Origin of the sequence: Sporosarcina luteola, from assembly GCF_007991495.1 — a bacterium.
Taxonomy (GTDB): Bacteria; Bacillota; Bacilli; order Bacillales_A; family Planococcaceae; genus Sporosarcina; species Sporosarcina luteola.
The window spans coordinates 109,225-132,183 of record NZ_BJYL01000004.1 but is presented as its reverse complement, the minus strand read 5'-3'; the positions used below and the strand labels follow the sequence as shown (position 1 = coordinate 132,183).

The window sequence follows — 22,959 nt, the reverse complement described above, 5'->3', positions numbered from 1 at the left end:
GGAGAGAATTGGATTGGCATTTTTCAAGAAGCTGAAAGAAAAAATTACAGGTACTAACGAAACGGTTACCGAGAAATTTAAAGATGGTCTTTCGAAAACACGAAATTCCTTCACTTCAAAAGTAAATGATCTTGTTGCCCGCTTCCGGGAAGTGGACGAGGACTTTTTTGAAGAGCTTGAAGAACTTTTATTACAGGCTGATGTTGGTGTAGAAACAGTGATGGAACTCGTTGATCAGTTGCGATGGGAAGTCAAAAGGAAGAACATTAAAAATACGGACGGTATTCAATCGGTCATATCTGAAAAGTTAGTTGAAATATACAAAGCTGGCGAGGAACTTGATACGGATCTGAATATGCAAGATGAACTGACAGTGATTCTGATGGTTGGCGTGAATGGTGTCGGAAAAACGACGACAATCGGTAAGCTGGCGGCTCGTTTGAAAGAGGAAGGGAAGACAGTCATGCTTGCGGCGGGGGATACTTTCCGTGCAGGAGCGATTGACCAACTTGTCGTTTGGGGCGAACGGGTCGGTGTTGAGGTCATTAGACAATCGGAAGGGTCTGATCCTGCAGCAGTTATGTATGATGCGATCCGCGCAGCGAAAAATCGTAAGGTGGATGTCCTTATTTGTGATACTGCCGGTCGATTGCAAAACAAAGTGAACTTGATGAACGAATTGGAGAAAGTCCACCGTGTGATCGGAAAAGAGATTGAAGGCGCTCCGCATGAAGTTCTTCTTGCACTTGATGCTACAACTGGACAGAATGCATTGATCCAGGCACAGACTTTCAAAGAAGCGACGAATGTTACTGGAATTGTTCTTACAAAACTTGATGGAACTGCTAAAGGCGGAATTGTTTTAGCTATCCGCAATAAACTGAACATCCCCGTAAAATTCGTAGGGCTTGGAGAAGGAATGGATGACCTTCAACCATTCGATCCAGAAAAATATGTGTACGGGCTATTTGCAGAAGGACTGGAGAAGGAAGCTGAAGAATAAATCACACCTTCGCTTTCGGTTAGACAAGTATTATTACTTGACAGTTCATGCTCGCCATACTAAGATTGGCAGAGGGGGCGAAGCGGGATGCTTGAAAAAACGACACGCGTCAACTTCCTCTATGATTTCTATCAGACGTTGTTGACCGAAAAGCAACGCATTTATATGCAACTGTATTACTTGGATGACCTTTCTCTCGGCGAAATTGCAGAGGAATATGGGGTTTCCAGGCAAGCGGTCTACGATAATGTCCGAAGAACAGAAGCAATGTTGGAAGACTATGAAGATAAATTAAATCTTTTTTCGAAATTCCAAAAAAGGATGGAAATGATCGAAGAGCTTGAACAGCTCTTACCAACAATGAATCATGGAACATCCGAAAAAATGCAGATCCTATTGACTGCATTAAAAGATCATGAGTAGGGGGTTCTATGCATGGCATTTGAAGGTTTGGCCCAGCGCCTGCAAGGGACGCTTCAGAAAATAAAGGGCAAAGGCAAGATCAGTGAGGCTGACGTCAAAGAGATGATGCGCGAAGTGCGATTTGCACTTATAGAAGCGGACGTCAATTTGAAAGTCGTAAAAGAATTCGTTAAAACAGTGAGCGAGCGGGCAGTCGGCCAAGACGTTATGAAGAGCTTGACGCCTGGCCAGCAAGTCGTGAAAATCGTCAAGGATGAATTGACGAATTTAATGGGTGGGGAACAGAATCCGATCCAATTCGCAAGGAAATCCCCTACCGTCATTATGATGGTCGGTTTGCAAGGCGCGGGTAAAACGACGACTACCGGAAAACTAGCGACGGTACTTCGTAAACGGCATAATAAAAAGCCGTTGCTCGTCGCTGCTGACGTTTATCGTCCAGCCGCGATTCAGCAGCTCGAAACCCTCGGCAAACAGTTGACGATGCCGGTATTTTCTTTAGGGACGGATGTATCTCCGGTTGAGATTGCGCGACAAGCGCTTGCAGAAGCCGAAAAGGAACACCATGACGTCGTCATCATCGATACGGCGGGCCGTTTGCATGTCGATGAAAATCTTATGCAGGAATTGAAGGATATCCGGGAATTGAGTAAGCCTGACGAAGTGTTCCTCGTCGTCGATGCGATGACAGGACAGGATGCCGTCAATGTAGCTAAATCCTTTGACGACGCTATCGGCATCACGGGGGTCGTATTGACCAAACTTGATGGCGATACTCGAGGCGGTGCCGCATTATCTATCCGTTCCGTTACGCAGAAGCCGATTAAATTCGTCGGTATGGGCGAAAAAATGGACGCGCTTGAACCATTCCATCCTGAGCGGATGGCATCCCGGATTCTAGGGATGGGCGATGTCATGTCCTTAATTGAAAAAGCGCAAGAAAATGTCGATGAAGAGAAGGCGAAGGAGCTTGAACAAAAGTTCCGGACGCAAACATTCACACTCGACGACTTTTTAGATCAACTCCAGCAAGTAAAGAAAATGGGTCCTTTGGATGAGATTTTGAAAATGATGCCCGGAATGAATAAAATTAAAGGCCTTGAAAACGCTCAAGTCGATGAAAGTCAGATGGGACGCGTAGAAGCTGTCATCCGATCGATGACAATAGCAGAACGTACGACCCCGGAAATCATCAATGCCAACAGGCGAAAGCGGATTGCAAAAGGATCAGGAACTTCCATCCAGGAAGTGAATCGACTTCTTAAGCAATTTGAAGAAATGAAAAAGATGGTCAAACAGATGACTAACATGCAACAAAAAGGCAAAAAGAAGATGAAAATGCCTGGATTCGACTCTTTATTCAAGTAACTACTTGATTTTGTTTCTAGGAAGCTCCGTTGATTGCAACGAAAGGCGGCGACTCCTGCCGGAATAGCATGAGCTGAAGACCCCGCAACGAAGCGAAGTGGAGTGAGGAGACTGAAGCCATGCCGGCGGAAAGCGTCCGCCTGTAGTGGAAATCAACATTGATTTTTAGGTGTTAAGAAAAAACACTTTACAAACATGAAAAACCTTGATAATATACTATCTTGTGTGAAACTATTCGGAGGTGCAAGTAAAAATGTCAGTAAAAATTCGTCTTAAACGTATGGGAGCAAAGAAAACTCCTTTCTATCGTATTGTAGTAGCAGATTCACGTTCACCACGTGATGGCCGTCAAATCGAAACAGTTGGTACTTACAACCCGCTTACAAAACCAGCGGAAGTAAAAATCAACGAAGAATTGGCGCTTAAATGGCTTCAAAACGGTGCAAAACCATCTGATACAGTTCGTAACCTGTTCTCAGACCAAGGCATCATGGAGAAATTCCACAACGCTAAATACGGTAAGTAATCATATCAGGAGGGGTGGACATGAAGCAGCTGATTGAAACGATTGTCAAACCTTTAGTCGATCATCCCGGGGATGTTCAGGTCGACAAAGATGAACAACATCATCGAGTCACTTACAAACTTTCCGTGAACCCTGAAGATATGGGGAAAGTGATCGGAAAGCAAGGGCGTGTTGCGAAAGCGATACGAACTATTGTTTATTCAGCAGCAGGCAGTCACCACGGTAAGAAAATTTACCTTGATATCATTGACTGATTAAAAGCGAAAGCGACAGATCAGACTAACCAACAGGCTACCCGCAAGCATACTTCTTGCTTGTTTGAAACCTGTGCAAAAGGAGGGAGCTTATGTTCCCTCCTTTTTTTGTCTATATAGAATAACTAATAATTTGTTCTTTGTGATTAATTGATACTTATTTTAGTTTATTCCAGATCTATCATGCTCGAAATGAGAAAGGAAGGTGTATTGCATGCAATGGTTCAATGTAGGAAAAATTGTCAACACACACGGAATACAAGGTGAAGTGCGTGTCATCTCGCGCACTGATTTCCCGGAAGAAAGATATGCGATCGGGAATGAACTTACTTTATTTATGCCCAATGAAAAAAAACCGATCAAGCTCATTGTGGCAAGTCACCGACGCCATAAAAACTTCGACCTTCTGACCTTTGAAGGCCATATCAATATCAATGATGTGGAAAAATACAGGGACGGCCTCTTGAAGGTTTCTGAAAAACAGCTCGGGGAGCTCGAAGAAGGCGAATTTTACTACCATGAAATCATTGGTTGCATCGTACTCACGGATACGGGTGAAGAAATCGGAGAAGTAACGGAAATATTAGCAACAGGGGCGAATGATGTTTGGACAGTTACACCTAAAGCAGGGAAGCCACAATATATTCCATATATCGACGACATTGTCAAAGAAGTGGATATTGAGCAGAAACGGATTATCATCGAACCGATGGAAGGGCTTCTTTCATGATGAAAATAGATGTGCTCTCTTTGTTCCCGGAAATGTTCAAAGGGGTGCTGCACTCTTCCATCATGAAAAAAGCCCAGGAAAACGAGGCGGTAACATTTAAAGTGACCGACTTCAGAGACTTCTCAGGCAACAAGCACCATAAAGTGGACGACTACCCGTACGGCGGAGGGGCAGGAATGGTTTTAAAGCCTGAACCGCTCTTTGCTGCCGTCGAATCGTTGGCTCTCGATGAATCGAAAAAGCCACGTGTCATTCTGATGTGTCCCCAAGGGGAGAGGTTCAATCAGCAAAAGGCTGAGGAACTTTCCAAGGAAGAACATCTTGTTTTTCTATGCGGCCATTATGAAGGCTATGACGAGCGTATACGTGAGTATCTAGTCACGGACGAAATATCACTCGGAGATTTCGTGCTGACCGGTGGAGAAATTGCCTCAATGGCGATCATCGACAGCGTAGTCAGGCTGCTTCCAAACGTCTTAGGCAACACAGATTCCCCCGTCCATGATTCATTCTCAACAGGGCTTCTCGAACACCCTCAATATACAAGACCAGCCGATTTCAGAGGAATGAAAGTCCCTGATGTCCTGTTATCAGGCAATCATGCAGAAATCGAAAAATGGCGACAAGAACAATCACTAAAACGGACATTCAAGAGAAGAAAAGACCTTCTAGTGGATGCCCCATTGACAGAACATCAACAGGCATACTTAAAACAGCTTCGTAACGAAGAAAAATGACTTGCAGATGTGCAATATTTATGATAACATCTACTATGTACTTCTATGGGGAGTACATACTGACTGGTGTTCCGCTGCAAAGGTAAGCAATGCATGAGCATCTGTGAATAAGGAGAGAAAACCATGCAAAACATTATTGCAGAAGTAACAAAAGACCAACTTCGTACTGATATTCCTGATTTCCGTCCTGGGGACACTGTCCGCCTACACGTGAAAATCGTTGAGGGTACGCGCGAACGTATCCAAATTTACGAAGGTGTTGTTATCAAGCGTCGTGGAGGCGGAATCAGTGAAACATTCACAGTCCGTAAAATCTCCAACGGTGTAGGTGTTGAACGTACATTCCCTGTACACACACCGAAAATTGCTAAACTTGAAGTAACTCGTCGCGGTAAAGTACGTCGTGCTAAATTGTACTACCTACGTAACCTACGCGGAAAAGCTGCACGTATTAAAGAAATCCGATAATATTGGAATGGTGGGGACCAAGTCTCTGCTGTTTCCGATTGAAAGTAAAAGGAGACCTGAAAAATGGTCTCCTTTCTTTTTGCATCCAGCTCCGGGTGGCAGCCTCTCGGGTCATAAGTCATCTCCGCTGCACGGCAAAAAGCGCCGTTTCGCAGATCTGTCTTATGCCTGTCGAGGCTAACCGCCACCCTTCGCTTTTGTTCTTTGATTCAAATAGGAATAGACTGTACAATAAGGATAGTAGTTAGGCGGGAGGCTTTGGCGATGAATGAAGAAAAAAAGAAAAATGAAACATGGGAATGGATTAAGGCGCTTTTAATCGCGTTTGGTTTGGCGGCAATCATTCGGATATTTTTATTCACACCAATTGTTGTAGACGGCATTTCGATGATGCCGACGCTCGAACATGGCGATAAAATGATCGTAAACAAAATCGGTTATACGCTAGGTAAACCTGATCGGTTCGATATCGTCGTCTTCCATGCCCCCGAAAAGAAAGACTATATTAAAAGGGTCATCGGTCTCCCGGGAGATAAGGTTGAATACCGGGATGATATTTTATATATCAACGATGAGCCGTATGAAGAATCTTATCTGGATAAGTACAAAGCGGAAATTGCGGATGGGCCATTAACGGAGGATTTTACACTCGAAGAAAAGATCCAACGTGAGACGGTTCCGGAAGGCTATGTCTTTGTCATGGGCGATAACCGCAGGAAAAGTAAGGATTCCAGACATATCGGAGCTGTCGCGATAGACGAAATCATCGGAAGTACGAAATTCGTATTTTGGCCGATTAAAGACTTCGGCACGGTGGAGTGAAGAAAGGGAATGAGTAACAATGACCATCCAATGGTTTCCAGGCCATATGGCCAAAGCAAGACGTGAAGTGACAGAACAACTGAAGCTGGTTGATATTGTATTTGAGTTAATAGACGCAAGGTTACCCCTTTCCTCAAGAAATCCGATGATTGATGAAGTGATCCAGCAAAAACCAAGGTTAGTGATTTTGAATAAAATGGATCTTGCTGATGATAAAGAGACAGAGCGTTGGATTAAACATTTTGAAACTGAAGGCATCCGAGCGGTCGCTATCAATTCATTCGAAGGAAAAGGAATGCAAACGGTGACAAAAGCGGCTAAGGAAATACTGGCCCCGAAAATCGAGCGCATGAAAAAAAGAGGTATTAGACCTGGGGCGATCCGCGCAATGATCGTCGGGATTCCGAATGTCGGAAAGTCAACATTGATTAATCGGTTGGCAAGGAAAAATATTGCTAAGACGGGAAATAAACCGGGAGTGACAAAAGCCCAGCAATGGATCAAGTTCGAAAAAGAATTGGAGTTGCTTGATACACCGGGAATTCTTTGGCCGAAATTTGAAGACCAATCCGTCGGGTATAAGCTTGCATTAACAGGCGCAATCAAAGATACGGTCGTCAACATGGAAAACTTGGCGGTCTATGGTCTTCGCTTTTTGGAAGAGCGTTATCCTGATCGGCTTGAAAAGAGATATGGCATTCAAACTGTAGGAGACGACATCCAAAAAGTATTTAATACAATAGGAGAAACCCGCAAGACTTATACGCAAGGCGGGGAAATCGATTATGACAAAGTGGCTGAATTGATCATTCAGGACATCCGCAGTGAACTGCTTGGCAAGTTGACTTTCGATTTCATCTCCGACAATAAAGAAAAAAAGGTCGATGAAGTTACGGAATAATTCCGTGGCATCGACCTTTTTCAATTGAAGGGCAATAATTTTAGCCGATATAAAGACTAATGCAGATATACATATAGAAGGTGGAAAAATGAAAACCATTAAAGAAATAGCTGAACAGCTTCAAACGACGATGACTCCCGAACCTTGGATGGAACAGCTTAAAGCGGATCATCGCGCAGGGGTGAAAAAAGAACTTGCACGTTGGAATCGCAATTACGAGAAAAAAAGACAAGTGAAACAAGCGTTTGAAGGAAAAATAGCCTTTGATGCCAGCTATAAACGAACACAAGATGCTTTAGTGTGTGGGGTCGATGAAGCAGGAAGGGGACCGTTGGCTGGTCCGGTTGTCTGTGCAGCTGTCGTCTTGCCTGAGCGGGTGGATGACCTTCTAGGGCTGGATGATTCAAAAAAGATATCAAAACAGGAAAGGGAACGGCTGGCAACCCTCATCAAGGAGATTGCGGTAAGTTATTCCGTTCATATTCAATCTGCTGCACGGATTGATGAATTGAACATTTATGTTGCAACAATCGAATCGATGGAAGCTGCAGTTAACGCTCTCTCAATCCGCCCGGACATCGTCTTGGTCGATGCAATGACGCTCCAAGTCAACTGCGAGACAGAATCGATCATCAAAGGGGATGAGAAAAGTTTAGCGATAGCGGCAGCTTCCATCCTTGCTAAAACTACGAGAGATGAGTTGATGGAAAAGCTCGACATTCATTATCCGATGTATAAATTCAGAAAGAATGCGGGTTATGGCACATCAGAGCATGTAGAGGCTCTATTGAACCATGGACCGTGTGAACATCATAGAAAGACATTTGAGCCTGTAAAATCCATGTTGGAAAGGACTGAAGCCAATTGAGTCATCCGTCGATTCCCCGGTTAACAGCGCAGTCCACAATGACGTCCCAAAAACCCTTAACATTGCGTGAAGGCCAGATGTTTCATGGACAAATCAAACAACTTTTTCCGGGACAGATGGCTGAAGTCCAAATCGGCGGGCAAAAGTTGATGGCGAAGTTGGAAGTGCCGATGAAGGCGGGAGATGCCTACTATTTCCAAGTTAAATCCACAGAACCGGAGCTGCAGCTAAAAGTAGTTTCAGGACCTTTGCAAGAGTCTGTTGGCCAATCAAAACAATTACTGAACTTGATGGAATCCATGCAGTTGCCAAAATCACAGGAAATGCAAAGTTTATTAAACCATTTCATGAAACAAAAACTCCCGATATCCCGTGAAATTCTTTTGGAAGCAGAGCAACTTTTGAAAACAGTTCCATCAGCTCTCCGCAACGAAGCGCTGAATTCTCTGCAAAAATTAGTTGAAATGAAGCTGCCGCTTAATGACGTTAATTTCAAATCCCTTATCGGAGTTGAAGCGAAAGAAGGGTTACATACTGTTATTGACACTTTTAAGGCTGCGTTAGGGAGCGATGAAGGTGTCCAGCCGCAACTGAAGGATGCCATTTTGAAGACGTTAGCGGAAATGGGCAAAAGTATGACAGCCACTTCGGAGAGGATGCTTTTTAGTGGTGCGATGCAAAAGCTCCTTGATGATAATGCCCCGCAGATGGAGAGGTTCCATGTATTACAGCTGATGAAAAACAGTGGAATTCTGCCTTCTACATCATCGCTTGCCAATTTGCAACATGTGCTTCATTCATCACTTGTCGAACAGTCGAGCTCCACGGCTCTAGTTAGCAGTCCTGAAGTACGTCCTGCAACGATGACTTTGGAATCATGGCAAGACGTCTTGAAAGCCGTTGTAAATGCGAAGAGCGAAGTTGCAGCTGCACGTCTTGATCAAATGAAAATTTCGGTTCAAAATGATCCTGTCATACAACAGCAGTTTAAATCCCAACTGATAGGGCTTCTGAATGAAATGGAAAAGCTTCCTCTTAGCGAAATGAGATTTTCAACCGTTAGCGAACAGATAAGCAAATTATTGTTTCGTGCAGTAACGGATCAATCTAATTCCATGCAAGCCAAGACAGAGGCTGCAGTTACTATGATGAGAGTATTGCAACTGGAAAACGCTGATGCTAAGCTTCCTGAACTGTTCCGTACGATGGAGCAGTCTCAACTTCCAGCTGTCAAGGAACTTGTACAGGCGTCGCAAATGGCTGTTGAACAAGCGATTGATGGAAAGGCAATGAAAGAAGCGATGCAAACCCTTTTCAAAGTTTTGGGAATGAATTATGAGGCAGGATTGTTACATCGGGAAGCGGATTTCTCGAAGACTGCAGAGATGCTAAAACCCCAGTTAGTTGCACTGTTGCATGACAGCTCGATTTCACCAGCAGTGAAGGAAGCGGCGGAAATGGTCGTTGCGCGAATGAATGGATCAATGCTTCATTCAACCGAAACGGGCATGAATCAACAGATTGTCATGCAACTTCCCCTGGAATTACTAGGGAAGCGGATTGATGCAACTTTGCAATGGAACGGACGAATGAAAGATGACGGAAAAATTGATCCCGATTATGCAAGGATCCTCTTTTATCTTGACTTGGAATCTATCAATAAAACGGTAGTCGATATGCAAGTTCAAAATCGAGTCATTGCTGTCACGATCTATAATGAGAATGAAATGTTGAAAGTTGTTGGAAATCGTCTCCAAGATAAGTTGAAGAAAGGTCTGGAAGCATTGGACTATCAACTTTCAGGTATCTCTTTTAAAAATTTCTTGGAAGAAGAAAAGGGTTTAAAGCAGCCAAAGCTTATGACTGATCACCAGGGAGTTGACTTTCGGATATGACAGAAAAAAAGCATATGAGAAAAGAAGCAATTGCTCTCTCTTACGATCCAGAGGCAGGAGAAGCTCCTAAAGTCGTCGCGAAAGGCAAGGGTAAGATTGCAGAAAATATTATCGGAAAGGCATTGGAGCATGATGTTCCAATACAAGAAGACCCGACTTTAGTGGAGTTGATGGGTCAGTTGGATGTGAATGAAACAATTCCTGAACAACTGTACCAAGCGGTTGCTGAAGTCTTTGCCTATATTTATCACGTTGATCGGGAGCATAATTCATTAAAACGAACAATCGATAAATGACGAACGTTGTCAAAAAATGCACATTTACCAAATACAATTGTGGACATTATTTGACATGTTTACTACAATGGATACGGCAGTAAATTATGAGCTACAAGTTCGATTGGAGGATGTAAGATGAATATCCATGAATATCAAGGAAAGCAGCTGCTCAGAGATTATGGCGTTGCTGTTTCAAACGGTCGGGTAGCATTCTCGCCCGATGAAGCTGTAAAAGCGGCAAAAGAACTCAGCACGGAAGTTGTCGTCGTCAAAGCGCAAATCCATGCAGGCGGGCGTGGTAAAGCGGGCGGTGTTAAAATCGCGAAAAATCTTGACGAAGTGCGCGAATATGCGAAGGAACTTCTTGGTAAAACCCTTGTTACCCATCAAACAGGTCCTGAAGGAAAAGAAGTGAAACGACTTCTTATCGAAGAAGGGTCAGATATTAAAAAAGAATATTATGTAGGTCTTGTCGTAGACCGCGCTACAGATCGTGTCACTTTGATGGGTTCTGAAGAAGGCGGAATGGACATCGAGGAAGTTGCTGAAAAGACACCTGAAAAGATCTTTAAAGAAGTAGTAGATCCGGTTGTTGGACTAACAGGCTTCCAAGCAAGACGCATGGCATTCAACATGAATATCCCAACTCATCTTGTGAATAAAGCTGCAAAATTCATGACAGGTCTTTATCAAGTATTTATTGAAAAAGACGCTTCAATCGTAGAAATCAACCCACTCGTCGTAACCGGCGATGATAATGTATTGGCATTGGATGCGAAATTCAATTTTGATGACAATGCATTGTATCGACACAAAGATATTGTCGAATTGCGCGATTTCGAGGAAGAAGATCCAAAAGAAATCGAAGCATCTAAATACGACTTGAGCTATATCTCCCTTGACGGAAATATCGGCTGCATGGTCAATGGTGCGGGACTTGCAATGGCTACGATGGATACAATCAATTACTATGGCGGAACACCCGCAAACTTCCTTGACGTTGGGGGCGGCGCGACTGCTGAGAAAGTTACAGAAGCATTCAAGATCATCCTTTCCGACGAACATGTTAAAGGGATTTTCGTAAATATTTTCGGCGGAATTATGAAATGCGACGTTATCGCAGAGGGTGTTATTGCAGCTGCGAAAGAAGTCGGCCTTGAAGTACCGCTTGTTGTTCGTTTGGAAGGTACAAACGTAGACAGAGGTAAAGCGCTATTGAACGAATCAGGTTTAAATATCATCGCTGCTGACACAATGGCGGACGGTGCACAAAAGATTGTTGAACTCGTAGGCTAAGAAAGGCAGGGACAAACGATGTCAATTTATATTAATAAAGATACAAAAGTGATTGTACAAGGTATTACTGGCTCAACTGCGCTTTTCCATACGAAACAAATGCTTGAGTATGGCACAAAAATCGTCGGCGGTGTTACACCGGGCAAAGGCGGCACGGAAGTTGAAGGAGTGCCTGTCTTCAATACTGTTGAAGAAGCTGTTAAAGCTACAGGAGCAAACGTTTCAGTCATCTACGTTCCGGCTCCGTTCGCGGCTGACGCAATCATGGAAGCTACAGATGCTGAATTGGATATGACGATCTGCATCACAGAGCATATTCCTGTTATCGACATGATTAAAGTGAAACGCTATATGGAAGGCAAAAAGACTCGTCTCGTTGGTCCAAACTGCCCAGGCGTCATCACGGCTGATGAATGTAAAATCGGCATCATGCCAGGATACATTCATACAAAAGGCCATGTAGGTGTAGTTTCACGTTCTGGAACATTGACGTATGAAGCGACTCACCAATTGAGCCAAGCAGGCATCGGTCAAACGACAGCTGTCGGTATCGGTGGAGACCCTGTAAACGGCACGAACTTCATCGATGTATTGAAAGAGTTCAATGAAGATCCTGAAACATATGCGGTCGTTATGATCGGTGAGATCGGCGGTACTGCTGAAGAAGAGGCTGCTGAGTGGGTAAAAGCGAATATGACGAAACCTGTTGTAGGCTTCATCGGCGGACAAACTGCACCTCCTGGAAAGCGTATGGGCCATGCTGGCGCAATCATTTCAGGCGGTAAAGGTACTGCTGCAGAAAAGATCAAAGCGATGAACGCTGCAGGTATCGAAGTTGCTGACACGCCTTCTGTCATTGGTGAAACATTGATTAAGGTTATCAAAGAAAAAGGTCTATACGAAAAATGTAAAACTCATTGATTTATATAGATGCGGCATGCGGGTAAAACTGCATGCTGTTCTTTTGCATATTCAGAAATAAAAGGAGGAAAAGATGGAGCTTACGAGTGTCGACCGAAGATTGCTAGCTTTGCATTATGTATACCCGGTTCCGTTCAATAAATTATCGTCAATTATGAAGATGGACCCCGATCTTCGACATCTGTTCAATCATCGCACAGGCGATCTGGCGAAACTGCTACAAATCCCCGAACGTAAAGCAGTCCGACTGAATGAACAGCTTAAACTGCATGAACATACCCCTTTTCATCTACTTTTTCATCATGAAAATATCATTCCTTTACCAATAACAAACAAAAACTATCCTGAATCATTAAAATGGCTCATTGATCCGCCGACAGTCCTTTATTTGAAAGGTGTTCCGTCTTTATTGCAAACATCCTTAAAGATCGCAATCATCGGTTCAAGAAAGGCAACCGACTATTCACGGAAAGCGTTAGACTTTATAGTCCCCCCGTTCGTCGAAAATGGAGCGATTGTTGTATCGGGACTTGCAAAAGGTGCTGATGCAATGGCGCATGAGTCGGCAATTCGGTATGGGGGCAAAACCATCGCCGTCCTTGGACATGGCTTATTCCACTTATATCCGAAAGAAAATAGGAAACTTGCCGAGGAAATTGCGAAAGAACATTTATTGCTAACTGAATATCCACCCTATATGAGGCCGGCAAAATGGACATTCCCAATGAGGAATCGAATTATTAGCGGTTTGTCTGAATCCGTCATTATTACGGAATCAGAAGAAAAGAGTGGTACGATGAGTACAGTGGATCACGCACTTGAACACGGAAAGTCCATATATGCCGTTCCTGGCCCGATTACATCGCCATTATCACTGGGGCCGAATAAATTGATTGACCAAGGGGCAAAACCTATATGGAACGGCTTTCAGGCGTTTGAAACACGTTCGTAAAAAACATGTAAAAAACAAACCCTGTATTGAAAAGGTTGATTTTAATTCAAATCTGTTATACATTTTGCAACAGATATTCTTTTATGTCCGTATTCACCGTCGAGCAGAATGGGCATGAATAAAACAACAATGTCCATCAGGTGGATAAATAGGAAACCTCTATGAGGAGGAACATAGCATATGGCAGATTACTTAGTGATTGTTGAGTCGCCGGCTAAGGCGAAAACAATAGAACGTTATTTAGGAAAAAAGTATAAAGTGCGTGCGTCCATTGGGCATTTAAGGGATTTACCCCGCAGTCAAATGGGTGTCGATACTGAAAACAATTATGAACCGAAATACATCACAATCCGTGGAAAAGGACCGATCCTTCAGGAATTGAAGAAAGATGCTAAAAAAGCGAAAAAAATCTTTCTGGCGGCTGACCCCGACAGAGAAGGAGAAGCAATTGCCTGGCATTTGGCACATCAATTAGGAGTAGATACGGAGTCGGATTGCCGCGTTGTATTCAATGAAATTACGAAAGATGCCATAAAGGAATCTTTCAAAAGCCCGCGACCGATCGATATGAATAGAGTGGATGCTCAGCAAGCGAGAAGGATACTGGATAGACTCGTAGGCTACAATATTAGTCCTATCCTTTGGAAGAAAGTTAAAAAGGGCCTGTCCGCCGGGCGCGTACAGTCCGTAGCAATGCGTCTGATTATTGATCGTGAAAATGAAATAAAGGCATTCATTCCTGAAGAGTACTGGAGTATCACAGGGAATTTCAGTAAAAATGGAAAGACGTTCGATGCCTCTTTTTACGGGGACGCGTCGAAAAAAATGAAACTTGAAAACAAAAAACAGGTCGATGAAGTATTGTCCAAAATGTCGGGCGATGACTTTGAAGTAGTAAACCTGGTGAAGAAAGAAAGAAAAAGGAACCCTGCTCCGCCGTTCACTACTTCTTCTTTACAACAGGAAGCAGCACGGAAACTTAATTTCAGAGCTCGTAAGACTATGATGCTTGCACAGCAGCTGTACGAGGGTATCAATATAGGAAAAGAAGGTATTGTTGGTCTTATTTCGTATATGAGAACCGATTCAACGCGGATTTCAGAAACTGCAAAAGGTGAAGCTGCTAATTTCATTGAAACGATGTATGGCAAGGAGTTCATCGCGACAACTAAGTTGAAGGCGAAGGAATCGACCAATGCCCAAGATGCTCATGAAGCAGTGAGACCTACGTCCGTTATGAGACCGCCAGAGGCGATGAAAACATTTTTATCGCGCGATCAACATCGACTGTATAGGTTAATTTGGGAACGTTTCGTCGCAAGTCAAATGGCACCTGCTGTACTTGATACGGTGACTGCTGATTTGATGAATGGCGATGTGAAATTCAGGGCGACTGGATCTGAAGTGAAATTTCCTGGATTCATGAAAGTCTATATCGAAGGTGAAGACGATAAGGAAGAAGAAAAGGACCGTATTTTGCCGCCGTTGGAAAAAGGCGAAAGTGTAAAAGGCAGCGATATCGATCCGAAACAGCATTTCACTCAGCCGCCACCGAGGTACTCGGAAGCTAGGCTTGTAAAGACGCTGGAAGAGCTTGGAATTGGAAGGCCGTCGACCTATGCGCCTACACTTGATACGATTCAAAAGCGGGGCTACGTCACGTTGGATGCCAAACGTTTCGTGCCGACAGAGCTTGGCGAAATCGTCCATCAAGCTATGATTCAATACTTCCCAGATATCATCAATATCGAGTTTACTGCTGAGATGGAAAAAAGCCTCGATAATGTTGAAGAAGGGGAAATCCAATGGGTCCAAGTAATTGATGAATTCTATAAAGAGTTCGAAAAGCATCTAAAAGTGGCCGATGAGGAAATGGAGAAAATTGAAATTAAAGATGAGCCGGCCGGAGAAGACTGTGAAAAATGCGGATCTCCGATGGTATTCAAGATGGGACGCTATGGTAAATTTATGGCATGCTCGAATTTCCCTGATTGCAGAAACACAAAAGCGATCATCAAACCGATTGGAGTCACTTGCCCGACTTGTAAGGAAGGGCAAGTTGTCGAGAGAAAGAGCAAAACAAAAAGGATATTCTTCGGTTGCGACAGATATCCGGAATGTGAATATGTCTCTTGGGATAAACCGATTGCAAGACCGTGTCCGAAATGTCAAAATACGCTAGTCGAAAAAAGATTGAAAAAAGGTGTGCAAATTCAATGTACAGAATGTGATTATAAAGAAGACGTGCAAGAATAATTTTTCTTTGATCCTTGTTTGAAATAAGGATGCACACTGTTAGCCGATTGTACATTTTAAAAACAGAGGCTGCCCAGGTTGGAGATGATCCATAATGGCGCAGCTTTTTCCGTGTTATAAAAAGAGAAATTGAACAAATTGTGTCAAAAACAGATAAAATTTATCAGATGTCAGACTTCCCGAGACGATTCTGTTGCCGTATCGATATCAATTCATGTATAGTGAATCGTGGATGACTTTCGAATTTCCGGATTAGTCCTCCTATTCGATTAATGGGAAGTATTACCTTTAAAAAAAGAATAAAAATCCACTATTCAAACATGTTCCAATTTTGTTATAATTGACGAAGTGATTCATTTATGGGGGTGAAGCACTTGCAACAACAAATTGAACCGGCTGTCGTTCTTGACGAATACATATCCTATATACGCCTTGAAAAGAACTATTCATCACGGACGGTTTCAGAATACAGTAATGACATTCAAGAGTTTTTCTCCTTTTTGAAACAGGAAGAAATAACGGAACTGAATGATATCGAATATCCTGAAGCAAGATTGTATGTGACAAGAATGTACGATAAAGGATTATCCAGGAAGACTATTTCACGGAAAATTTCATCCATTCGTTCTTTTTATAAGTTTAGCAATGCTCGATTCGGGATAAATGATAGTGCATTCCGTTTATTGCATCATCCAAAGAAGGAAGAGCGGCTTCCGGCTTTTTTTTATGAAGAAGAATTGGAAGCGCTGTTCAATTCATGTCAAGGTGATGACCCGAAGTCGTTGCGGAATAAAGCTCTGCTTGAATTGTTTTACGCGACCGGGATACGGGTAAGTGAGTTGACCTCCATCGAGTTAAGCGACATTGATAATTCACTCGGTATTGTCAAAGTGATGGGGAAGGGAAGAAAAGAGCGTTATGTTCCTTTCGGCAGCTTTGCCCAATCCGCCCTTGAATCCTATATGAAAAACAGTCGTCCTTTATTGATGAAGAAGAAAAATCATCAGTCTCTGTTTGTTAATTTGCGCGGTGACCCAATCACGGATCGGGGTGTCCGTCATGTACTGAACATGATGATGGAGGAAGCGGCAATCGACGGTAAAATTTACCCGCATATGATTCGCCATTCCTTTGCGACACATATGCTGTCAAATGGTGCAGACATGCGTACTGTTCAGGAATTGCTTGGCCATAGTCAATTATCTTCGACACAAGTGTATACGCACATTACAAAAGAACACTTGCGGAAAACGTATATGAATACACATCCGCGAGCGTAGGAGGATGAAGCTGATGGAATTTCATGCTACCACGATATTTGCCGTCCGGCATAATGGTGTTTGTGCAATGTCGGGTGACGGGCAAGTGACGATGGGGGAATCTGTTGTCATGAAGCATACGGCGAAAAAGGTGAGAAGGTTATTTGGTGACAAGATACTTGCGGGTTTTGCAGGATCGGTTGCCGATGCGTTCACTCTTTTCGAGCTGTTCGAGGGCAAGTTGGGAGAATTCAATGGAAATCTAGAACGAGCTGCTGTAGAGCTGGCGAAGGAATGGCGGGGAGACCGTATCCTGAGAAAGCTTGAGGCGATGCTGCTAGTAGCAGACAAAGAACGGCTGTTACTCGTTTCAGGGACCGGTGAAGTGATTGAACCCGATGATGGCATTCTTGCGATCGGTTCAGGTGGAAACTATGCTTTGGCCGCGGGGCGTGCGTTGAAAAAGTATAGCGGCTCAACACTTACTGCTGAGCAGATAGCCAGAGCGGCGCTTGAAACTGCTGCCGAGATATGTGTCTACACAAATGATCGTATTATTGTGGAGGTACTCGAATGAACAAAAAACAAGAGCTGACTCCTCGTGAGCTGACAGCCTACTTGGACCGTTATATCGTAGGACAGGACGCTGCCAAGAAGGCAGTGGCGGTTGCCATGCGGAATAGGTACAGAAGAAGTCTGTTAGCGGATGAAGAGAAAAATGAAATTATCCCTAAGAACATTTTGATGATCGGTCCAACAGGCGTTGGTAAAACGGAAATTGCGAGAAGGATTGCAAAACTTGTTAATGCTCCTTTTATCAAGGTGGAGGCTACAAAATTCACCGAAGTTGGATACGTCGGTCGAGATGTTGAATCAATGGTGAGAGACCTTGCTGAATCAGGCGTACGTATCGTTCGTGAAGAAATGCGGGAGTCTGTCAAGGAACAAGCGGAGAAGCTGGCGGAGGAGCGCCTCGTTGAGTTGCTGGTCCCTGTGCGGAAACGTAAAGGCAATATGCAAAACCCGTTTGAAATGCTGTTCGGTCAAAAAGCGGAAGAGGATGACAAAGATTCTGCTGAAGTTGATGAAATCAGTCGGAAGCGTTCTGAAATCGCTCGACGCCTTGAAGCGGGAGAATTGGAAGAGAATATGATTACAGTTGAAGTCACCTCGCAGCAACCTTCCATGTTTGACGCATTACAAGGTTCGGGGATGGAACAAATGGGTGCAAGTATGCAGGATGCATTCTCATCTTTAATGCCGAAGAAAACGGTGAAGCGGAAAATGAAAGTGAAGGATGCGAGGAAAGTCCTTCAATCGGAAGAGGCTGACAAGCTCATTGATCATGATGAAATCGCAAGAAAAGCAGTTGAGCTCACAGAGCAATCCGGAATAATTTTCATTGATGAGATGGATAAGATAGCGAGTCGTGGGAATAACGGCGGCTCATCTGCGGACGTTTCAAGGGAAGGAGTCCAAAGAGATATCTTGCCAATTGTTGAGGGTTCAACGGTAACTACGAAATATGGTGCTGTGAAAACTGATTTTATACTCTTTATCGCTGCTGGTGCTTTCCATATGTCTAAACCGTCGGATATCATTCCGGAGCTGCAAGGGCGTTTTCCAATCCGGGTTGAGCTTGAGAAACTGACAAAAGATGATTTTGTCCGGATTTTAAAAGAACCCGATTTTTCATTAATAACACAATATGAGAAGTTATTGGCGACGGAAAACGTGTTAATCGAGTTTTCAGATGAGGCGATCGAAAGGGTTGCAGAAATTGCCTTCGATGTTAATGACAATACTGAAAATATTGGAGCTCGGCGATTGCATACCATATTGGAAAAATTGTTAGAGGAATTGTCGTATGAAGCCGCTGAAATCGGGCCTTCAACAATTAAAATTACACTTGCGTATGTCGATGAAAAGTTGAAAAACATCGTAAAAAACAAAGATTTGTCACATTTTATACTGTAGCTGAAACGTTTTAGTTTATTTAATGATTAAAAAGCTTTAGAATATTCATAAACCACACAGAAATCTTAGGAGGAAATTAAAATGGCTTTATTAGCGAAAACAAGAGAAATCAATGCAATGTTACAGGAAACGGCTGGAAAACCGGTCAATTTTAAAGAAATGGCAGAAAAACTAAGCTCTGTTATTGAATGTAATGCTTTCATCGTGAGCAGAAAAGGTAAATTGCTTGGTCTTGAAATTCATCACCAAATTGAGAATGAGCGTATGAAGCAAATGTTCGTAGATCGTAAATTCCCGGAAGAATATACAAAAAAACTATTTGAAGTGAATGAAACATCGTCAAATATTGATGTTTACAGTGTTTACTCTGTATTCCCTGAAGAAGAACGCGAACTGTTTAAAAATGGATTGACGACAGTTGTTCCAATCATCGGTGGAGGAGAACGTCTTGGAACGCTTCTTTTAGCTCGTTTGCAAGAAGAATTTACTGAGGACGACTTGATCCTTGCTGAGTATGGGGCTACTGTAGTAGGAATGGAAATCCTTCGTGAAAAAGCAGAAGAAATCGAAGTGGAAGCTCGCAGCAAGGCTGTCGTTCAAATGGCAATCAATTCATTGTCCTACAGTGAACACGAAGCGATTGAACACATTTTCAATGAGCTTGATGGTAATGAAGGTCTGCTTGTTGCATCCAAAATTGCGGACAGAGTCGGAATTACACGCTCGGTTATCGTCAATGCATTGCGCAAACTTGAAAGTGCTGGCGTAATTGAATCCCGTTCCCTAGGTATGAAAGGAACATATATTAAAGTGCTTAACAGTAAATTCTTGGAAGAACTTGAAAACCAAAAAAACTAAATAGCTAAGAAAAATAACACTTTCACCGGTATCGGAGAGAGTGTTATTTTTTTCGGAAGCAAATGGAATAAAAAAACTATTGACTAATGCTAAATTGCTAGCTTGATAGAATAGTCCTATAGTCTATGATGTTCCACGTATTATTGTTTTAAATAGGTTGTTTTGGACTACGATAATTAATGTATTGTTATAGACAAAGTTCGGCAAAATCCGATACAATAGGAGTTGTGTTTTTAGTTGAAAGTTTGATAGAAAAAAACAACCTTAAAATTGTTTTATAAAATAAGAGGTGAAATAGACAATGAACATCTATGGATCGACGATTTCACTACTGGAACGCGGATTGGACTTCTCGTCTGTTAAAGGTAAAGCTATTTCGCAAAATATAGCAAATGTCGACACGCCAAACTATAAAGCGAAAAAAGTTAGTTTCAATGACCTACTAATAGAGGCAAAGACAAACCCGATAAATGCCTATCGCACGAATGAACGTCATATGGACTTCACCTCTAAGGTTTCCCAACCTGGTGTCTCTAATTCCTCTAATTTCCGGTATAGAAATGACGGGAACGGGGTAGATATGGATAAGGAGCAAGCGGATCTTGCTGCAAACCAGATCTATTACAATGCACTTGTGGATCGGTTGAATGGAAAGTTCAATACACTTCAAAACGTCATTAAGGGAGGCCGTTAAGCATGTCAATATTCCATAGTTTGAACACTTCTGCCTCTGCTTTGACTGCACAGCGTCTTAGAATGGACGTCATCTCCTCGAATATGGCGAATGTCGAAACGACGCGTGGAAAAATGGTAGATGGTGAGTGGCAGCCGTATCGAAGAAAAACGGTTAGCTTCCAGCCTCGCGAAGGGCAATTTTCCTCTATGCTTCATGCCGCTATGGGAAGTCAAGGGAAAGGCGGTACGGGTAATGGCGTAAAGGTTTCTAGCATTCTGGAAGACTCCGAAACTCCTTTTAAACTTGTATATGACCCTTCACATCCTGATGCCAATGACGAGGGATACGTACAAATGCCAAATGTAGACCCATTAAGGGAAATGATTGACCTAATGTCTGCCACAAGGTCTTATGAAGCGAATATTACCGTATTGAATGCCAATAAGGCGATGTTGATGAAAGCACTTGAGATAGGCAAATGATGATCAGAATAAGGAGTTGTAAGTGATGCCGATACAATCGATTCTAGGTGCAAGCAACGCTGCCGGCCTCATGAAAATGGACCGGGGTATCCAGCCGACACCTTTTGAAGCGCAGAAAGAATTTGGGGCTTATTTAAAAGATGCCATTCAAGAAGTAAATGTGAAACAGATAGAATCCGACAAAATGACCCAAAAACTTATTTTAGGGGAAAATGTTGATTTGCATAATGTGATGATAACTGCACAAAAAGCATCGATTGCATTGAATGCTACGATGGAAGTGCGCAATAAAGTCGTAGAAGCGTATCAGGAAATTATCCGGATGCCTGTTTAATCCGACAGCAAATATATGAACTCAACGTTCATCATTGAGTACTTGACTACGTAAGCAGACCGGAGGATTAGAATGAAAGAAAGATTGACGAAAATTGGAGCTGACTTAAAACAGTTCTGGTCAAGTCGCACAAAACGACAAAAAACGACATATATCGGCTCTGCGATAGCAATCATTGGTCTCGCTGCATTCCTGACGTTTTTCTTGTCCAGAACCGAGTTTGTCCCGCTTTACAAGGATGTTTCCCGTGCGGAAATCGGTCGGATAAAGGAAGAACTTGACGCACAAGGCGTTCAAAGCCAGATAGCACCAGGAGGCACTTCTATTCTCGTTCCAAAAGAACGTGTGGATGATCTGCTCGTCAGCTTGGCCGCTGCGGGTTTCCCTAATTCAGGAACAATCGATTATTCGTTTTTCTCGCAAAACGCTGGTTTTGGGACGACGGACAATGAATTTAATATGATTAAACTTTCCGCTATGCAAACGGAATTAGCGAATTTAATCAAAGGGATCCAAGGAGTCAAAGATGCAAATGTAATGATCACTTTGCCGACACAAAGTGTATTCCTGAATGAAGCAGTTCAAAGCGCGAGCGCTGCAATTATGTTGAATACAGAACCAGGTCATCAATTTACTGAACCACAAATCACTGCTTTATATAATTTAGTTTCCAAAAGCTTACCGAATTTATCCACTGACGATATCGTCATCATGAATCAGTATTCTGAGTACTTTGACCTGAAATCTGCCGGCACTGCATCTGGCGCTAATGTTGTAGACCAAATGGAATTGAAGAAAACGATTGAACGGGATTTGCAACGAAAAGTACAGATGATGCTCGGTACTATGGTTGGGCAAGACAAAGTAATTGTCTCCGTAACGACCGATATTGACTTCAAACAGGAAAATAGACAGGAAAACCTTGTAGATCGTGTAGACGAAGATCTGGATAGCTTAGCGATCAGCGTCCAAAGGATTACAGAATCATTTTCTGGCAATGGAGCTGCCGCAGGTGGTGTGCCTGAAGCGGAGGACCCGACGGATAATCGCACGAATTATGTGGAAGGTAACACATCTGACGGCGACTATGAGCGATTAGAAGAGACGATCAATAACGAAGTGAATAGAATTCGGAAAGATATCGTCGAGAGCCCCTACAAAATCCGAGATATCGGTATCCAAGTGATGGTAGAACCACCTGATGTGAACGATCTGACATCTGCAGATGCTGTGACGGGAGACATTAGAAGTATATTGCAAACGATCATCAGTACTTCGATCGATAAAAGCTATTTGCCAGCAGATATACCGGAACAATATTGGGACGAAAAAATAGCGATTTCATCACAGGTGTTTAATGGGAAAATGGCCAGTGTCCCAGCGACACAACAGATTGCAATTCCATGGTGGGGATACGTGATTGGTGCCATTTTGCTTGTAGTGATAGTGATATTAGTGATCGCGTATTTCCGCAAACGTAAACGTGAGCAGGAAATGGAAGAATCAATCGTTATCGAGGAACAACGGGAAGCATTGAAAGTGGATGACATAAATACAGAACAGGAAACAGAAGCAACTCTTCGAAAAAAACAGCTTGAGAAAATGGCGAAGGAAAAGCCTGAAGAATTCGCTAAGTTATTAAGAACTTGGATCGCCGAGGATTGATAGGAGGATG

25 protein-coding genes are annotated in these 22,959 nt (G+C 43.0%); all 25 read left to right on the top strand.

Annotation, left to right across the window (positions count from 1 at the left end; genetic code table 11):
- Positions 1-13: 13 nt before the first annotated feature.
- The 25 genes from ftsY (at position 14) to fliF (ending at position 22,949) form a co-directional block, all read left to right on the top strand.
- Positions 14-1,003, top strand: a complete 990-nt coding sequence (gene ftsY / locus SLU01_RS01825; protein WP_147054722.1) for a signal recognition particle-docking protein FtsY — start codon at positions 14-16, stop codon at positions 1,001-1,003.
- An 87-nt stretch (positions 1,004-1,090) separates the two neighbouring features.
- Entirely contained in the window at positions 1,091-1,426 is a 336-nt protein-coding gene (locus SLU01_RS01820) for a putative DNA-binding protein (protein ID WP_147054720.1), read from the top strand.
- A gap of 12 nt (positions 1,427-1,438) precedes the next feature.
- A complete protein-coding gene (gene ffh / locus SLU01_RS01815; RefSeq protein ID WP_147054718.1) occupies positions 1,439-2,794 on the top strand; it encodes a signal recognition particle protein in 1,356 nt (451 codons plus the stop codon).
- 253 nt (positions 2,795-3,047) lie between these two features.
- Positions 3,048-3,320, top strand: a complete 273-nt coding sequence (gene rpsP, locus SLU01_RS01810; RefSeq protein WP_147054716.1) for a 30S ribosomal protein S16 — start codon at positions 3,048-3,050, stop codon at positions 3,318-3,320.
- Between the two features lie 20 nt (positions 3,321-3,340).
- Positions 3,341-3,574, top strand: a complete 234-nt coding sequence (locus SLU01_RS01805) for a KH domain-containing protein (RefSeq protein ID WP_147054714.1) — start codon at positions 3,341-3,343, stop codon at positions 3,572-3,574.
- A 214-nt stretch (positions 3,575-3,788) separates the two neighbouring features.
- On the top strand, positions 3,789-4,304 hold the full coding sequence (rimM, locus tag SLU01_RS01800) for a ribosome maturation factor RimM (protein ID WP_147054712.1): 516 nt from the start codon (positions 3,789-3,791) through the stop codon (positions 4,302-4,304).
- On the top strand, positions 4,301-5,041 hold the full coding sequence (gene trmD, locus SLU01_RS01795; protein ID WP_218029687.1) for a tRNA (guanosine(37)-N1)-methyltransferase TrmD: 741 nt from the start codon (positions 4,301-4,303) through the stop codon (positions 5,039-5,041). The genes rimM and trmD overlap by 4 nt, the downstream gene beginning before the upstream one ends.
- A 123-nt stretch (positions 5,042-5,164) precedes the next feature.
- Positions 5,165-5,509 (top strand): 50S ribosomal protein L19, encoded by a 345-nt coding sequence (gene rplS, locus SLU01_RS01790; RefSeq protein WP_147054710.1) that lies wholly within the window; start codon positions 5,165-5,167, stop codon positions 5,507-5,509.
- A gap of 264 nt (positions 5,510-5,773) precedes the next feature.
- A complete protein-coding gene (lepB, locus tag SLU01_RS01785; protein ID WP_147054708.1) occupies positions 5,774-6,331 on the top strand; it encodes a signal peptidase I in 558 nt (185 codons plus the stop codon).
- Between the two features lie 19 nt (positions 6,332-6,350).
- Positions 6,351-7,232, top strand: coding sequence for a ribosome biogenesis GTPase YlqF (gene ylqF / locus SLU01_RS01780; RefSeq protein ID WP_147054706.1), 882 nt, complete (start codon positions 6,351-6,353; stop codon positions 7,230-7,232).
- An 88-nt stretch (positions 7,233-7,320) separates the two neighbouring features.
- Positions 7,321-8,100, top strand: a complete 780-nt coding sequence (rnhB, locus tag SLU01_RS01775) for a ribonuclease HII (RefSeq protein ID WP_147054704.1) — start codon at positions 7,321-7,323, stop codon at positions 8,098-8,100.
- Positions 8,097-9,995 carry a TP0910 N-terminal domain-containing protein gene (locus SLU01_RS01770; protein WP_147054702.1) on the top strand — a complete coding sequence of 633 codons (1,899 nt, stop codon included), beginning with the start codon at positions 8,097-8,099 and terminating at the stop codon, positions 9,993-9,995. Before rnhB ends, SLU01_RS01770 begins: the two co-directional genes overlap by 4 nt.
- Entirely contained in the window at positions 9,992-10,291 is a 300-nt protein-coding gene (locus SLU01_RS01765) for an EscU/YscU/HrcU family type III secretion system export apparatus switch protein (RefSeq protein ID WP_147054700.1), read from the top strand. Before SLU01_RS01770 ends, SLU01_RS01765 begins: the two co-directional genes overlap by 4 nt.
- Before the next feature lie 117 nt (positions 10,292-10,408).
- Positions 10,409-11,569, top strand: a complete 1,161-nt coding sequence (sucC, locus tag SLU01_RS01760; RefSeq protein WP_147054698.1) for an ADP-forming succinate--CoA ligase subunit beta — start codon at positions 10,409-10,411, stop codon at positions 11,567-11,569.
- Between the two features lie 18 nt (positions 11,570-11,587).
- The gene (gene sucD / locus SLU01_RS01755; RefSeq protein WP_147054695.1) at positions 11,588-12,490 is read left to right on the top strand and encodes a succinate--CoA ligase subunit alpha; all 903 of its coding nucleotides are present in this window, start codon (positions 11,588-11,590) and stop codon (positions 12,488-12,490) included.
- 73 nt (positions 12,491-12,563) lie between these two features.
- Positions 12,564-13,442 (top strand): DNA-processing protein DprA, encoded by an 879-nt coding sequence (gene dprA / locus SLU01_RS01750; RefSeq protein WP_147054693.1) that lies wholly within the window; start codon positions 12,564-12,566, stop codon positions 13,440-13,442.
- A gap of 180 nt (positions 13,443-13,622) precedes the next feature.
- Entirely contained in the window at positions 13,623-15,698 is a 2,076-nt protein-coding gene (gene topA, locus SLU01_RS01745) for a type I DNA topoisomerase (protein ID WP_147054691.1), read from the top strand.
- A gap of 374 nt (positions 15,699-16,072) precedes the next feature.
- A complete protein-coding gene (gene xerC, locus SLU01_RS01740; protein ID WP_246110837.1) occupies positions 16,073-16,978 on the top strand; it encodes a tyrosine recombinase XerC in 906 nt (301 codons plus the stop codon).
- Between the two features lie 10 nt (positions 16,979-16,988).
- Positions 16,989-17,534 (top strand): ATP-dependent protease subunit HslV, encoded by a 546-nt coding sequence (gene hslV, locus SLU01_RS01735; RefSeq protein ID WP_147054910.1) that lies wholly within the window; start codon positions 16,989-16,991, stop codon positions 17,532-17,534.
- Positions 17,531-18,934: an ATP-dependent protease ATPase subunit HslU gene (gene hslU, locus SLU01_RS01730; RefSeq protein WP_147054689.1), complete on the top strand. Its 1,404-nt coding sequence runs from the start codon at positions 17,531-17,533 to the stop codon at positions 18,932-18,934. The genes hslV and hslU overlap by 4 nt, the downstream gene beginning before the upstream one ends.
- Before the next feature lie 81 nt (positions 18,935-19,015).
- The gene (gene codY, locus SLU01_RS01725) at positions 19,016-19,792 is read left to right on the top strand and encodes a GTP-sensing pleiotropic transcriptional regulator CodY (RefSeq protein WP_147054687.1); all 777 of its coding nucleotides are present in this window, start codon (positions 19,016-19,018) and stop codon (positions 19,790-19,792) included.
- A 301-nt stretch (positions 19,793-20,093) separates the two neighbouring features.
- A complete protein-coding gene (gene flgB, locus SLU01_RS01720) occupies positions 20,094-20,486 on the top strand; it encodes a flagellar basal body rod protein FlgB (RefSeq protein ID WP_147054685.1) in 393 nt (130 codons plus the stop codon).
- 2 nt (positions 20,487-20,488) lie between these two features.
- Positions 20,489-20,950, top strand: a complete 462-nt coding sequence (gene flgC, locus SLU01_RS01715) for a flagellar basal body rod protein FlgC (protein WP_147054683.1) — start codon at positions 20,489-20,491, stop codon at positions 20,948-20,950.
- A gap of 76 nt (positions 20,951-21,026) precedes the next feature.
- Positions 21,027-21,284 (top strand): flagellar hook-basal body complex protein FliE, encoded by a 258-nt coding sequence (gene fliE, locus SLU01_RS01710; protein WP_373866383.1) that lies wholly within the window; start codon positions 21,027-21,029, stop codon positions 21,282-21,284.
- Between the two features lie 72 nt (positions 21,285-21,356).
- Complete coding sequence (gene fliF, locus SLU01_RS01705; protein ID WP_147054679.1) at positions 21,357-22,949, top strand: flagellar basal-body MS-ring/collar protein FliF; 1,593 nt, start codon at positions 21,357-21,359, stop codon at positions 22,947-22,949.
- The last annotated feature ends 10 nt before the right edge of the window (positions 22,950-22,959 follow it).